The sequence below is a fragment of the Shewanella aquimarina genome (assembly GCF_023349185.1).
Taxonomy (GTDB): Bacteria; Pseudomonadota; Gammaproteobacteria; order Enterobacterales; family Shewanellaceae; genus Shewanella; species Shewanella aquimarina.
The window spans coordinates 36,317-50,992 of the sequence record NZ_JAKIKY010000017.1 but is presented as its reverse complement, the minus strand read 5'-3'; the positions used below and the strand labels follow the sequence as shown (position 1 = coordinate 50,992).

The window sequence follows — 14,676 nt, the reverse complement described above, 5'->3', positions numbered from 1 at the left end:
GCAGGTATCGCCTGTAACCCAAAAAAGCTTGTTGGGGTATCGCCAAGCGGTAAGGCACCGGGTTTTGATCTCGGCATTCCTAGGTTCGAATCCTAGTACCCCAGCCATTTTTATCTAGCTTAAGATTTAAAACTAAGCCATCTGATCAGATGTAAAGCGATGCGGGAGTGGTGGAATTGGTAGACACGCCAGATTTAGGTTCTGGTGCCGCAAGGTGTGAGAGTTCAAGTCTCTCCTCCCGTACCATTATAAAATACGAAGAGCCTGTCCAAGTGACAGGCTTTTTTGTATCTGAAGCCTGCTAGTTGTTGGCCGCTTCTTAGAGATTCGATACCAATTTATTTAAAAGAGTAGTTAATCAATGATTACTCAGCGCTTTATTGGAGCGTTCATTAAATTGAGATCGACGTCGGTATTTTCAGTAGCTAATCGATTTGTTGTCCGAGTTTAGCGCTTCTTTAGTTATATTCGCCAATAGTGCCTCTGCGCTTCCTATTTTATTCATCCCTTCATAAAGTGTCTTGTCAATAAAGAAGATAGGGGCGATCTACGCATGTTAATCGTACGAAGTGCCTAGATGATACTGATGAGGAGTAAGTGAATGAGATCTGGGAGCACAAACAATATCAGACGTGTTTAAAATTGCTTGTTATGTGTTTTGCTGTGCGCCCTTCGCAAGAAGTCTTTTTATCTTTGAGTCATGACATGGGGGCAGTGTCGGATATTGGGTACTTCTTCGAGATCAATTGTAATGGTTTGCTGGTGGGATAAGTGCTGAGCGGTAATAAATCCTAATGTTTGGTAACAAATCATCCTTTTGTTAACTTTTGTTAGCCGTTTTAGTGCTAACAATCACGCTTTTTTTGTTGTGATCAACATTTTTATAACCAATATGTTTGGGGTTGTTAACCTGTATTGGTTGGGTTGTTAACAATTTCACCTTTGTTTGTGCAGTATTTCTCGTTGAGTAATTTGTTCTAAAATGCAATCGAGACGGTCACACTTTAATTGCACTCGGTTAGTTACATTTCGCTTGCCCCAATAAAGAGGGCTAAATAAAAAGTGAGTGGAACAGATGATGAAACGAGTCAATATAAAAGTTACTGCTTTAGCAGCATTCATCGGGCTGGCCTTAACGGGCTGTGGTGGCGATGATGGCGCGCCAGGCGCAGACGGTGCTAATGGCACTGACGGTAAAGATGGTAAGCCTGGTTTAACTGTGGCGACCTCTGCAACCGACCTAGCAGTGAATGTCGATAAGGTATTGGTCGCCAGTGACAGTGAAGTGACCTTTACGGTTACTAATGAGAAAGACTTACCCGTTGTTGGCCTAGAGCACTTTGGCTTTATTTTATCTGGCCTAGAACAAGGTCAAAATGGTGATGCCAATAGCTGGAAGCTACTTAGCTCTGAGTCTTGCCCTGGCAGCAAGTATGCTAAATGTGGCACATTAACCGACAACCAAGATGGCACTTATACTTATAAGTTCCTAAAGGATGTGACTACAGAAACAGCCTTTAGTGTGACAGATGACAAGACACTACGTCTCATTGTCACAACGGGTGGCGATACACTGGGTGGAAAAACCTTAGCCTATGCCAACAAAAGCCATGATTTTCGTAATAATGGCGAAGCACCGCTTTACACTAAGAGTGTGATCAACAATCAAAACTGTACTGGTTGTCACGATGACTTCACCATTCATGGTGGTCACTACAAAGAAGTGGAAACTTGTATCTCTTGCCACACAGACAATAAAGTTAGCAGTGCCTCTAAAGTCTTTCCTATGCTTGCCCATGATAAGCATATTGGTGTGATTTCTGCGCCTGTAGGTGGTTGTGATAACTGTCACTCCGAAAATGAGCAGGCTGTCGATTACACTAACTGGAAGACAGTACCGACCCAAGAAACCTGTATTACCTGTCATACCGATGTGAACTTCAAAGAGGGCGTTAACCACTGGCCATATGAAGATAATGCTCAGTGTGCAAACTGCCATACGCCAGAAGTTGTTGAGACAGTGCATTTAGCGACCTATAAGGGACAGACCTCTCGTCGTGAAAATGTGCATCTGACTGTGACCGATGCCAAAATGGTGGCAGTACCTCAAGCTCAGAAAAACATTGATTCTGGTTTAGATACGGCTAAAACCGGTTATGTACAGCTTACCGTTGATATTCTCGACAAAGATGGTAAGTCGATGAATAAGCAACTAGATAAAGTCGACTTCTTCTATTACTCAGAGTTCTACATCAACTGGGGTGGTCAAGATATGGGAATGGAGCGTGGTAAAATCCTACGCGTATTCACCAATAAGGAGAACTTCCCTGGCTATGTAGAAGATCCTATCGTACTGAGCTATGAGAACGGTAAGACGACCTATGAGATAGGTCCTTTTGAGCTAGAAGATGAGTTCGAAGGTAGCCTAACTGATAGCTATGGTATGGTCACGCCGCGTATCTGGTTCTGTATGGATAATAAGGGGGAAAACCTCGAGTCTTGTAAGGAAACATCGAGTGTTTGGGGCCAAGGTGCCGCAGGCTTCAACTGGTTACACTTCTTTGATGATAAAGGCCTTATCCCTGAAAGACCTCGCCGTCAAATCGTTACCAACGAGAAGTGTGGTTCATGCCATGGTATGACGACTCGCGATAGCGATGGCATGGCTCAAATGACACTGAACTGTCGTAGCTGTCATGCTGTCACTAAGAATGATCCAGCATACTTCGGTACTACCTGTGCATCGGGCTCAGTGGATAACGATGGTGACGGTATTCTAGATGAGATGATTAAGCTGAAAAGCTTGTCTCCTCGTGGTGAGCGTGACTGGACAACTGCATCAAATGCCGGTGAAGAGTGCTTAGCTTGTCACAATGCGAATAACCCACCGACTCAGGTAGTACGTGACTCTCATACTAAGCAAGGTGATGCTGACTATGTTGAGCAGTTAACTATGAGCCACCCTGATCAGAAAGTATGGATTCACGCTATGCATGCAAACAACCGTGCAAACCAAGGTGGTGAAGGCTGGAAGCGTAATGTTGAGTATTCAGCTGATCTTGCTAACTGTGTGAAGTGTCACGAAGGTGATAGCTTTGATGCCAAGTACTTAGTGGGTCGTAAGCCATTGGCGCTGGATCTTGATTATATGGATACCTATGACGGTCTAGACCCTGCAAATGGTAAAGATACCAGCGGCAACAAGCGTTACGCGGTGGATGCTAAAGCTGATGCCTATGTATCACCAACCGCTGCAGTTTGCTTAAGCTGTCATGGTAAACGTGCCGCCGAAGAGGGTGAAGATCGCCGTCAAGTGCGTAAAGATGTTGTGAGTCATATGAAACAAAATGGAGCACAGTTCGGTGTGGAGCTAGGTCAGTACACAGGCGAAGAGTCATGTGCAGTGTGTCATGATTTAAATAACCTAAAGGAATCACATAACCTGAAATAAAGTTTTCATCCTGCAATATTTTTGGCCCTAGCTTTTTGCTAGGGTCTTTTTTTACGGGGATCACAAATATTAACAAAGCGTCAATTGTTTAATTGGAACTCAGCATTATGTCAGATTTAGGATTAATAAAGTGCCGTAGAATACTGCTTGGGGCTGCTAAAAGTAGTAGGGGTTAGGTTGTGAAGATTACTGAATTTCTAATTATTGATTTAGATGCCAGAGAGTTAGTCGATACTAGGTTATCGACTCGCTGCGCATTATCACTGTCTGAGCTAGAAGTACTAAAAAACTTAGTCGAGCACGTAGGTGAAGTTGTTAGTAAAGAGACTTTAAATGCCGTTGGTTGGCCAGGCAGAGTGGTCGCGCCTTCATCATTGACTCAGTGTATGAGTAGCCTAAGGAAAAAGCTGCATAGCCATACAGATGTCGAGATAAAAAATATCCCTCGCTACGGGTATAGCTTGTGCATTACTGAGACGGTAGAAACTGGATCTCCTGCGGTGGCAGCTAATGTAGGCACGCTAAGTTGTCAGGAAACTCCTGACAGAAGATCAACGACAGCGATTTCAATTCAGAGTGAAAGTGAACTTAAGTCAACCAAGCTGAGATTTTATCGTAATACAGTATTGAGTATTGTTATTGTGTTAATTGCAGGGCTGCATTTTTCAGGTGGATTAAAAGCCACCGTTAATTACCTTTCTTTGCTTACTGAACCTGATGTAGCTTCGATTACTGCAAAGCCTTTCTCATTGGCGCGAAACGAATCGTTGTTATACACAGTGCAATTAGATGACCAAGCAGAAAGTATTACCACCCAAGGTGTGATTGATAATTGGTTTAACTATGACAGTATTTTTAAAAATGCCAGCGAAAAACAGTTGTTTGCTTTTGAAAATGGTCGTTATGAATCTGTGGCGTTATGTAACCAATTTAATGGTCGTTGCACTGACAAACAGCCACTTAATTTAGTCAGATCTGTGGGTGACGTTACTCCACCTCTTGATATTCAATGGTTAGCGGATACTAAGCTCAGAATGGAGCAAGTGACCTATAACAACATCCTCTTAGATAAATTTGCACCAGCAGATAAAAGCGTGGTTGAAGACGTCTATCGAGCCGATGTTTACTACTACTCTGACAGTAAGAATATAGTTCGTGCAGATGTTCGCTTATCAATGATATTTGATTCTGCAAACCGAGGTAAGTTGGTTGCAGCAGCATGTATTACCGATGACATGCTTAAAGAGATCTCTATTCGTTATCAATTTAGTGGTGACTTTAAATTGACGCAAAGTGAAGTAGATGGCAAAGCTGTTCGCACTTTCCTTGTGGATGTAGATGATAGTTCCTTCACCAGTCCACAACAGATCTCGAAAGAGTCTGCGACTATATACCGCGAGATCCGCAAACATGTACTGCAGAATGAGCGAATGGTGTTGAGGCAACTTCATCAAGATGATGATAGCGGTGTATGGATGCTACCCTTGTGGGGGGAGACTATGGTATGGGCTCATAGGGAGCAAGTGTCACTCTAATGAAAAGAGAATTGGATTGGAGATGACACAAAAAAGCCACTCATAAGAGTGGCTTTTTTCGTCAAGCATGAAGCTTGTGATTAGTGCTTAAACATCGCAGAGATAGACTCTTCATTGCTTACGCGGCGGATAGCTTCAGCCATTACACTAGACATGGTCAGCTGAGTCACTTTATCCAGTGCCGCCATCTCTTCACTTAGTGGGATGGTGTCGGTCACGATAACTTCGTCGATCACAGACTCGGCGATGTTCTTAGGCGCGTTGCCTGAGAATACTGGGTGAGTGGCGTAGGCGAATACGCGGTTAGCACCGTGCTCTTTGAGGGCTTCGGCAGCCTTACACAGAGTACCGCCAGTGTCGATCATGTCGTCGACTATGATGCAGTCGCGGCCTTGAACGTCACCAATGATGTGCATCACCTGGGCAACGTTTGCCTGTGGGCGACGCTTGTCGATGATAGCCAGATCTGAGTCGTCCAGTAGCTTGGCTACGGCGCGGGCACGTACGACACCGCCGATATCGGGTGAAACCACGACTGGGTTGTCCAGCTGCTTGGCCAGCATGTCTTCCAGCAGCACAGGGCTACCGAATACGTTGTCTACAGGTACATCGAAGAAGCCCTGGATCTGCTCGGCGTGCAGGTCACAGGTCAATACGCGGTCAACACCAACGCTCGATAGGAAGTCGGCGACTACCTTAGCGGTAATAGGTACACGAGCACTGCGTACACGACGGTCTTGACGAGCGTAACCGAAGTAAGGAATAACCGCAGTAATACGGCCAGCAGATGCGCGACGTAACGCGTCTACCATAACGATAAGTTCCATCAGGTTATCGTTAGTAGGTGCACACGTAGATTGAATGATAAATACATCCGCCCCACGTACATTTTCGTTAATCTGGACACTGATTTCACCGTCACTGAAAACGCCAACCTCAGCGTCTCCGAGTTTACAAAATAGGCGATCTGCTATCTTCTTGGCGAGACTGGGGGTTGCGTTACCAGCAAATAGTTTAATGTCAGGCACTGTATGGACCTCAGGCGTATGCTTCATTGTAATTGTCGGGATAACCTAGGCTATCCCGCATGAACTTAGCGCTGCGTTAACCGCAACGCTAATGGTGATTTATTTGTCCCCTTGGCGATGAAACCGCACAAACCCGCCGGCAATTTGGCAAAAACCTGCTCTGCCTGCTGGCGTGTGTCGAAGATACCGAATACACATGCTCCGGTTCCCGTCATTCTGGACGGCGCATATTCTATCAGCCACGCCAATGCTTTGGCAACTTGGGGGTATCGCTCGGCGACTCTGGGTTGGCAATCGTTGTGCCAGTCACTGCTCATTAAATCATCCATGGAGAGCTTAGGCGTATCCCGTGGTAGCAGGGGATCGTTAAACACCTCGGCGGTGGAAACGTGAACATCCGGGGTCAGGATCAGGTACCAATTTTCCGGCGCCTCGACCGGGATCAACTTCTCGCCGACCCCTTCGGCAAATGCCGCTAAACCATTAATAAAAACAGGGACATCAGCGCCGAGAGCTAGACCAATTTTAGCCAGTTCATCCTGCGACAGTTGAGTATTCCAAAGATGATTCAATGCGACCAGTGTGGTCGCCGCATCGGATGAGCCACCGCCTATGCCGCCGCCCATTGGTAGTTTTTTATCCAACCAGATCTCGGCGCCCTGGTGGGTGCCGGTATAGTCCTGCAAGGATTTTGCAGCTTTTAGAATTAAGTTATCGCTATTTGCAACAACAGCTTCCATCTCTGAATGCAGGGTAAGGGTACCGCTGTCGTTGACGGCAAAATCCAGGCTGTCACAGTAGTCGATGAACTGGAACAGGGTCTGCAGCTCATGGTAGCCATCGACGCGGCGGCCGTTGACGTGGAGAAACAGGTTGAGCTTAGCCGGTGCCGGCCAGGCGGTGGATCTATTGCTTGTCATTTCTCTATTCCGGTTGTGATGCTCTGATGGGCGTCGGTGTCAGCGCCTGCCATTGGCTTACCTGCAACTTTAAGCGTATCTCGTCACGTTGCAGCTGTAGCTGTCTCGGTAGCTCGGCGCCGCTTTGGGTTTGCCAACTGCTGAAGCTAACGTGCCAGGGACTCTTGCCTGTGTGATTGAGTACTTCCTTGGGACGCCCTAGCTGATCCACCGCGACCACTTCATCCTGGGGGGAGATCTGCCCTGTGATCCACAGGGGCAGGGTGTCGACCGGAATCGACCAGCCGGTGAGGCGCCTAAGCAGTTCTTCGGCATCTGTGTCCTGATACACCTTGTCTTCGATCTCAAGGCTTGCCTGGCTGGGGGTCTTGTTGAGGCTCATCACTGTGGTGCCCAGCATAGTGGTTAGGGTCAGCTCGTCATTGGTTTGGGTGTGGAACCAGTAGAGGTTAGTGCTGAATTTGTCGTCTGGGGTGCGCACCGCCAACTTGCCCTGGAGTTCCCAAGCCTTTGCCTGGTTAGCGCTTTTTACCTGCATGGGGGCATAGTCGATCGGTTTATGGGAGGCGCAGCCAGCGAGGGTTATTAGGAATAAGGCTGTAATGCTTGCCGATATTTTTGTGAAGTAGTTCAAATTATTCATCTATGACTAAAAGACTTGCGCATATCATACGAGGGCTGCCTACAAATACCAATGGCTAAGGGGCAAAATTCCTGCCAGCCTAGGCTAGGGTTAGCAATGGCTAATTTTATCTCGGGAGTAAGGGCTTGATTTTAAGCCTTAGGTTTAATAGAAAAAAGTTGTGACAAGCCAGATTATTATTCGGTTTTGTTAAGCGTATTCTGTTTTTAGTCGACTCAATTGCGTAGAATGACTGCCATTAAGTGAGATGATTCGGGCCAGCGTGCCGGTAGTCAATGAACTCGCAAGATTAACAGACCCTAGAGACCAGAAAGAGTCAGATGAGCCTTGTAGCAATCGGTATTAATCATAAAACAGCCACTGTAGACCTACGAGAAAAGGTAGCGTTTGCGCCTGATAAAATTCATGAAGCGATGAAGAGTCTTGCCAGTCGGACTAAGACGGGGGAGGCGGTGATCGTCTCAACCTGTAACCGCACCGAGCTCTATTGCAACACGGGTGACGAGGCGGATGTGATCAGCTGGCTGGAGTCTTATCATCAGTTATCCCACGAAGATGTATTGCCTTGCCTGTACAAGTATCAGGGACAGCAGGTAGTACAGCATCTTATGCGTGTCTCATCGGGACTCGACTCGCTGATTCTGGGCGAGCCGCAGATCTTAGGTCAGGTGAAGCAATCTTTTGTGAAGGCCAAAGAGGCCGGCACGGTTGCGGTGACCATGGACAGGCTGTTCCAAAATACCTTCTCGGTGGCCAAGAAGGTGCGTACCGAGACAGAGATCGGCGCCGCCGCCGTATCGGTTGCCTTTGCCGCCGTGAGCATGGCCAAACATATTTTCTCGGCGCTGAGCGCCACTAAGGTGCTGTTGATCGGCGCAGGTGAGACCATTGAGCTGGTGGCACGCCACCTGAAAGACAATGGTGTCGACTCCATGATAGTCGCTAACCGTACCATTTCTCGCGCCGAAGCCATGTGTGAAGAGTTCGGTGCCACAGCAATTACGCTCGAACAGATACCAGATTTTCTCCCTAAGGCCGATATCGTGATATCCTCTACCGCCAGCCCATTACCTATACTGGGTAAAGGCATGGTAGAAAAAGCGCTTAAGCAGCGTCGTCATCAACCTATGTTATTGGTTGATATAGCAGTTCCTAGAGATATCGAGGCCGAAGTTGCCGATCTGGACGATGCCTTCTTATACACGGTTGACGATCTGCAAAGCATTATTGAACAGAATATGGCCTCCCGACGTGAGGCTGCCGAGCAAGCTGAATTAATTGTTGAAGAGGAATCTCATCAATTCATGGAATGGATTCGATCGTTAGAATCGGTCGACAGCATTCGTGAATACCGAAGCCAGAGTATGGCAATCAAAGATGAGTTGGTGGAGCGAGCCATCAATAAGTTGGCCCAGGGTGGTGATAGCGAGCAGCTAATACTGGAACTGGCGAACAAGTTGACCAATAAGTTGATCCACGCTCCGACCCAGGCGCTCACTCAGGCGAGCCGCCGCGGTGACCTCAACAGCCTAGGACAATTAAGATCAGCGCTCGGACTAGATAAAGACTAAGGTTAGCGTTGAAATGAAGGACAGTGTTATTCGCAAGCTCGAAGGCTTGCTGGAGCGTAATGAAGAGGTTTTGGCGCTGCTGAGTGATGCGGAAATCATCGCCGATCAGGAGCGTTTTCGCGCTCTGTCCAAAGAGTATTCCCAACTCGAAGAGGTGGTAAAGAGCTTCAAGGCCTACCGCCAGGCGGAAGATGATCTTGCCTCGGCGCAAGAGATGCTCGCCGAAGATGACGCCGATCTGAAAGAGATGGCGCAAGAAGAGATTAAAGAAGCCAAGGCTACCCTCGAAGCCCTAGAAGGTGAGCTGCAGATCCTGCTGTTGCCTAAAGATCCAAAAGATGACAATAACGCCTTCATCGAGATCCGTGCCGGTGCAGGTGGCGACGAGGCGGCGATCTTTGCCGGTGACCTGTTCCGCATGTACAGCCGCTACTGCGAGGCTAACCGCTGGCAGATGGAGATCATGAACGCTAACGAAGGTGAACATGGTGGCTTTAAAGAGATCATCGTTAAAGTCTCTGGTGATGGCGTCTATGGCAAGCTCAAGTTTGAGTCGGGCGGTCACCGTGTACAGCGTGTGCCTGAAACCGAGTCTCAAGGGCGGGTGCACACCTCGGCCTGTACCGTGGTGGTGATGCCTGAGATCCCAGAAGCCGAAGCGATTGAGATCAATCCTGCCGACCTTAAGGTCGATACCTTCCGCGCCTCGGGCGCAGGTGGTCAGCACGTTAACAAGACAGATTCTGCTATCCGTATTACCCATATTCCTTCGGGTATCGTAGTAGAGTGTCAGGATCAGCGCTCGCAGCATAAAAACCGCGCCCAGGCCATGAGTGTCTTGGCAGCCCGCATTCAGGCGGTGGAAGATGAGAAGCGTCGCAGCGAAGAGGAATCTACACGTCGCAACCTGGTGGCCAGTGGTGATCGCTCGGAGCGTGTGCGTACCTATAACTTCCCGCAGGGACGTGTGAGCGAGCACAGAATCAACCTGACCCTCTATCGTCTCAACGAGGTGATGGAAGGCGACCTAGATGCCATCCTCGGCCCCTTGATGCAAGAAAACCAAGCCGACATGTTAGCAGCCCTTTCCGAAGGTTAATCTTGCTATCATTGCCGCTAGGTGATTAAGGATAAGCTTTGTTTCAGACGTTAGCACAGGCCCTCGATTGGGCAACCACTCAACTTTTTGAGGTTTCCGACAGCGCTAAGCTCGATGCCGAGGTGATGCTGCTGCATATCATTCATAAGCAGCGCAGTTACCTCTACACCTGGCCTGATGAGCGTTTGACCAGTGAGCAGGTGACCGAATACAAACAGATGGTGTCTCGGCGTAAGATAGGCACGCCCATCGCCCATATTGTGGGCGAGCGGGAGTTCTGGTCGCTGCCCTTCATGGTCAACCCCACCACCTTGATTCCGCGTCCTGACACCGAGATATTGGTTGAAACCGCGCTCAACTTACCCCTGGCAGATAATGCCAAGGTGTTGGACCTGGGCACGGGCACAGGTGCTATCGCCTTGTCGTTGGCCTTCGAGCGCAATACCTGGCAGATCACCGCGGTCGATAAGGTCTCTGAAGCGGTAGCCCTGGCTAAGGCTAACCGAGACAATCTCAAGCTACCTCAGGTAGAAGTGCTACAGAGCGACTGGTTCGATGCCATCAACCGCTATGACTTTAATCTGATCGTCTCCAATCCGCCTTATATCGATGAAGAAGATGAGCATCTGTCTCAGGGCGATGTGCGCTTCGAGCCCCACAGCGCCCTCACCGCGGGTGAACATGGCTATGCGGATCTCTTCCATATTGCCGAGGCCGCCCGTGATTATCTGGCGCCCGGTGGCTACCTGCTGCTGGAGCATGGTTTCGGCCAGGCCCTGACGGTGCGCGATAAGATGATCGAGCTGGGTTATGAGGCCGTGGCGACGGTACGTGACTTTGGTAGTAACGACAGATGTACCTTAGGCCGCTGGCCAAGATAGCCGCCTTAGACTCTATCTGATTAAAACAAAAAACGCCATGGGCCTGAGCCTGTGGCGTTTTTTTATCAACTGCCGAATGAGCACTAGTCAACAAGTTAATCCTTAATTACCAAGCTCATAGGAGAGGTGTCGGAGCACTGCGTGAAAATGACGGCAATCTGACTGACATTTACAGGTGCTTAGTCATGAAGTATTTGCAGCCCGTCGCAGGATACTCCTCCTGGGTCCACTCCAGTCGATAGCCTCTGCCCTCACATAAGGGAAAGGAGAAGGCTGAATATACTTTCAGTCAAATGGCCGTGTTAATCACTATAGGTATTACTAATGTCTAGGCCATCTGATGGCTGCTTGCAATATTGGCGCTTGATCCTATCTATACGAAAATCACATTGTGCCCAAATAATCGACAGCTGTAGGGGACGCTGAACGTGGTTTATACCCCTATTTTGATTGTTTTGAATCTAGACTGATTAACCGTCCATTATTGGCTTTATGATTTGGGCACAATTTAAGAAGTAAAGTGAGGAGGGCTGTGTTTTTGGAAGAACAATGTTTTTTGTTTGTGTTTATTGTTGACTATTTGTTTTAACTGGGTAGTTTTGTTGTTGTCAGGTTAACTCCTTGATGTATTTAAGTTTGAGAACTCGATGTGATTAAGGAAATCGAGTGATAATAATTTAATGGAATGAAGAATATGACAGCAATAAGTAATATATCAAACGCGGTAAGAGTGGCTTTATTTGCTACTACTGGCGTGGCTTTGTTGGCAAGTACCAGTGTTTATGCTGAAGAAGAACAACAAATAGAACGTATCGAAGTTACTGGTTCAAAAATTAAGCGTATTGGTGAGCTATCTCCAACGCCAATTACAGTGATTACGGGTGCACAAATGATGGAGATGGGTATCACTAACGTTGCTGATATCTTAAACAAGCTTCCGTCTTCAACTGTTGGCATTTCGCCAGAAACTTCTAATAATACTATTTTTGCCAGCGGGTTAAATAAGACTAACCTGCGTGGTCTAGGTAGTGACCGTACACTTGTTTTGGTTAACGGCCGTCGCTTTGTGGCTGGCTCAAGTGGTGACTCAGCGGTGGATTTGAATACCATTCCTACCGCGATGGTTGCTCGTATGGAGGTCATTACTGGAGGTGCTTCTGCGGTTTATGGATCTGATGCAATCGCAGGTGTGATTAATATTATTACTCGTGACGATGTTCAAGGCGTGGAGCTTGATGCTTCTTATACGCAACCAGAACAGAGTGGTGGGGAAGAGAGCCAATTTTCTGTAACCGCTGGCGGCGAATTTCTTGATGACAAACTTTCAACTGTTTTCAACTTTACCTATGCAAAGCAGAAAGAGTTACGTCCTACCGACAGAGACTTTTTAAACAACCCTGTTAATAGTATTTATAATCCTGATATGTCGGAAGGTGCTCCTGCACGAATTCCATATTATGGACGTAAACCGCTTTCTTGGATTAATGAAGCTGGTACATTCTTTGCCAATGATGGTGAACAGTATACTTTTGATAAAGACGGAAACATGAAAATCTTCGATTATGGAGAAGGTTTGATTGAAGGTCCGGGTAACAATGGTAACTACTGTGGACCAAGCTGTGAAGGCTATGATCCTGTCGATTATGGACAAATCCGTACGCCGCTGGAGCGTAAGGTGTTCACATTAAATACCGATTATGAGATTAATGATAATCATAAGCTATTTTCTGAAATTACTTATGTAGATTATCAGTCTAATGGTGAGAGTACACCTGTTTTCCATACAAGCAATAGATTATACGCGGATAACGCTTTCCTTACAGATGAAGCTCGTCAGTTGATGACAGATACAGGTATGTCAAGCCTAAACCTTTATCGTATAGATAGAGAGTTTGGTAATCGTACTTATAATCAAGACCGTGAAACACTGCGTGTTCTTGTTGGTATCGAAGGTGTTATCAGTGAAAATTGGGATTACTCTTTCCACGCCCAACGAGGTCAGCTAGATGAGACGACTGTTTGGAAAGGTGAAATTTGGGCTGATCGTTACAATCAAGCTAAAGATGCTGTTTTTGCTGCAGACGGCAGCATAGTTTGTCGTGATGCTGACGCTCAAGCTGCTGGATGTGTTCCGCTAAATCTATTTGGTGAGAACCAGGCAAGCCAAGAAGCAATTGATTGGGTTAGCACGAGTGCTGGTCGTACAGCTAAGACAACGCAAACCACAGCAGGTTTAGTGATTAACGGTACAATGTTTGAGCTGCCTGCAGGATATGTCAGTGCTGCATTTAGTGCCGATTATCGTAAAGAAGAGTCGGAAACTACACCAGATCAGGCTCTTATCGATGGTACTATTTTTGGCAACACAGCTAACCCAATGAAAGGTGAGTATGATGTTACTGAGCTTGCCGTTGAATTTAGTATTCCACTATTGTCAGATACCTTCCTTGCGTATGATTTAGGCCTAGATCTAGCGTATCGCTGGATGGATTACAGTACTGCCGGTCAAGATGATGCGTGGAAAATCGGCTTAAACTGGGCACCTATTGAAGATCTTCGTATTCGTGCGACTAAGTCAAAATCGGTTCGAGCCCCTAACATTAGTGAACTGTTTGACCCAGCAGGGCAAACATTCTCTAGCTTCACAGACGTGTGTGATAAAATTAACGTCGAGTTAGGACCCAATGAGAATCGTAAGAAAAACTGTCAAGCTGCTGGTTTACCAGCAGGCTGGAACCCAAGTGATGAGTGGTATTTAAGTAATCACCCGGGTAGCAATGCTGGTAACCCAGATCTAAAAGCTGAAACTTCTAACGATTACACAATTGGTGCTATCTATACCCCAAGCTATGTTGAAGGATTGTCTTTAACTGTCGATTACTGGGCTTTTGAGATCACCGATGCGATTGAGTATATTGACGTAGCTACTGCAGTTCGTTATTGCTACGACTCTGAATCATTGGATAATGTTTACTGTAGCCGCTTTACCCGTGACGCCTCCACTGGTGACATCATCGACTTCGTACAATCGCCAGTTAACTCAGCATCATTTGACGTTAAGGGTGTAGATATTGAAGCCGTATACGATATTCCAACGGATAATTTTGGTGACTTCAAGGTTCATGTTATCGCAACATATCTAGAGAAGTGGGAAACGAATCCAACAGGATTTGATGCAGATCTTCAGGTCGATGTTGGTGAGTATACTGATCCACGTTGGAAGGCGATGTTTAGTCTTGGATGGGAATATGATGCGCTAAGCCTAGAGGCTAGAAGCAACTACCGTCATTCAGCAGTCGCCTCTAATGATTGGAAGCCTGAGAACAACAACTATAACGACATTCCGTCGCATACAGTTTGGGACTTCACAGGTGCATATGATTTCACCGAATCGTTTTCTCTTCGTTTCGGTGTGAAGAATGTGTTCGATATCGCGCCGCCACGTAATCCATATGTTTATGATGGAGACGGTTATTATGACACTAACGGGCGTGCATTCTTCCTAGGTGCAAACTATAAGCTATAACCTAATTTTTAGGATGTAAGTT

The 14,676-nt window shown here is 46.9% G+C and carries 9 protein-coding genes and 2 tRNA genes; 8 read left to right on the top strand and 3 right to left on the bottom strand.

Annotated elements, in window-relative coordinates; genetic code table 11:
• Positions 1–32: 32 nt before the first annotated feature.
• The 4 genes from L2731_RS17940 to L2731_RS17925 all read left to right on the top strand — a co-directional run bounded on the left by L2731_RS17940 (position 33) and on the right by L2731_RS17925 (position 4,986).
• Positions 33–107, top strand: a tRNA-Gln gene (locus tag L2731_RS17940).
• Between the two features lie 54 nt (positions 108–161).
• A tRNA-Leu gene (locus tag L2731_RS17935) sits at positions 162–246 on the top strand.
• A gap of 829 nt (positions 247–1,075) precedes the next feature.
• The gene (locus L2731_RS17930; RefSeq protein ID WP_249254738.1) at positions 1,076–3,451 is read left to right on the top strand and encodes a multiheme c-type cytochrome; all 2,376 of its coding nucleotides are present in this window, start codon (positions 1,076–1,078) and stop codon (positions 3,449–3,451) included.
• A 179-nt stretch (positions 3,452–3,630) separates the two neighbouring features.
• Positions 3,631–4,986, top strand: coding sequence for a winged helix-turn-helix domain-containing protein (locus tag L2731_RS17925; RefSeq protein ID WP_239851923.1), 1,356 nt, complete (start codon positions 3,631–3,633; stop codon positions 4,984–4,986).
• Positions 4,987–5,066: 80 nt separating this feature from the next.
• Here the strand turns inward: L2731_RS17925 and L2731_RS17920 are convergent, their stop codons facing one another.
• The 3 genes from L2731_RS17920 to lolB form a co-directional block, all read right to left on the bottom strand.
• Positions 5,067–6,014 (bottom strand): ribose-phosphate pyrophosphokinase, encoded by a 948-nt coding sequence (locus L2731_RS17920; protein ID WP_041407381.1) that lies wholly within the window; start codon positions 6,012–6,014, stop codon positions 5,067–5,069.
• 65 nt (positions 6,015–6,079) lie between these two features.
• Positions 6,080–6,934: a 4-(cytidine 5'-diphospho)-2-C-methyl-D-erythritol kinase gene (gene ispE, locus L2731_RS17915; RefSeq protein ID WP_249254737.1), complete on the bottom strand. Its 855-nt coding sequence runs from the start codon at positions 6,932–6,934 to the stop codon at positions 6,080–6,082.
• A 4-nt stretch (positions 6,935–6,938) separates the two neighbouring features.
• Positions 6,939–7,577, bottom strand: a complete 639-nt coding sequence (gene lolB, locus L2731_RS17910) for a lipoprotein insertase outer membrane protein LolB (RefSeq protein ID WP_249254736.1) — start codon at positions 7,575–7,577, stop codon at positions 6,939–6,941.
• A 320-nt stretch (positions 7,578–7,897) separates the two neighbouring features.
• On the opposite strand from lolB, the gene hemA reads away from it, so the two are divergent.
• The 4 genes from hemA (at position 7,898) to L2731_RS17890 (ending at position 14,654) form a co-directional block, all read left to right on the top strand.
• The gene (gene hemA / locus L2731_RS17905; RefSeq protein WP_239851918.1) at positions 7,898–9,148 is read left to right on the top strand and encodes a glutamyl-tRNA reductase; all 1,251 of its coding nucleotides are present in this window, start codon (positions 7,898–7,900) and stop codon (positions 9,146–9,148) included.
• A gap of 13 nt (positions 9,149–9,161) precedes the next feature.
• Positions 9,162–10,247 (top strand): peptide chain release factor 1, encoded by a 1,086-nt coding sequence (prfA, locus tag L2731_RS17900; RefSeq protein WP_239851917.1) that lies wholly within the window; start codon positions 9,162–9,164, stop codon positions 10,245–10,247.
• 38 nt (positions 10,248–10,285) lie between these two features.
• The gene (prmC, locus tag L2731_RS17895; RefSeq protein WP_041509047.1) at positions 10,286–11,128 is read left to right on the top strand and encodes a peptide chain release factor N(5)-glutamine methyltransferase; all 843 of its coding nucleotides are present in this window, start codon (positions 10,286–10,288) and stop codon (positions 11,126–11,128) included.
• A gap of 694 nt (positions 11,129–11,822) precedes the next feature.
• Positions 11,823–14,654 carry a TonB-dependent receptor domain-containing protein gene (locus L2731_RS17890; protein WP_249254735.1) on the top strand — a complete coding sequence of 944 codons (2,832 nt, stop codon included), beginning with the start codon at positions 11,823–11,825 and terminating at the stop codon, positions 14,652–14,654.
• The last annotated feature ends 22 nt before the right edge of the window (positions 14,655–14,676 follow it).

Excerpts from the sequence above, each read along its gene's own strand:
- L2731_RS17930 (WP_249254738.1), top strand. The coding sequence starts at position 1,076 with ATGATGAAACGAGTCAATATAAAAGTTACTGCTTTAGCAGCATTCATC.
- hemA (WP_239851918.1), top strand. The coding sequence starts at position 7,898 with ATGAGCCTTGTAGCAATCGGTATTAATCATAAAACAGCCACTGTAGAC.
- lolB (WP_249254736.1), bottom strand. The coding sequence starts at position 7,577 with ATGAATAATTTGAACTACTTCACAAAAATATCGGCAAGCATTACAGCC.
- ispE (WP_249254737.1), bottom strand. The coding sequence starts at position 6,934 with ATGACAAGCAATAGATCCACCGCCTGGCCGGCACCGGCTAAGCTCAAC.
- prfA (WP_239851917.1), top strand. The coding sequence starts at position 9,162 with ATGAAGGACAGTGTTATTCGCAAGCTCGAAGGCTTGCTGGAGCGTAAT.
- L2731_RS17890 (WP_249254735.1), top strand. The coding sequence starts at position 11,823 with ATGACAGCAATAAGTAATATATCAAACGCGGTAAGAGTGGCTTTATTT.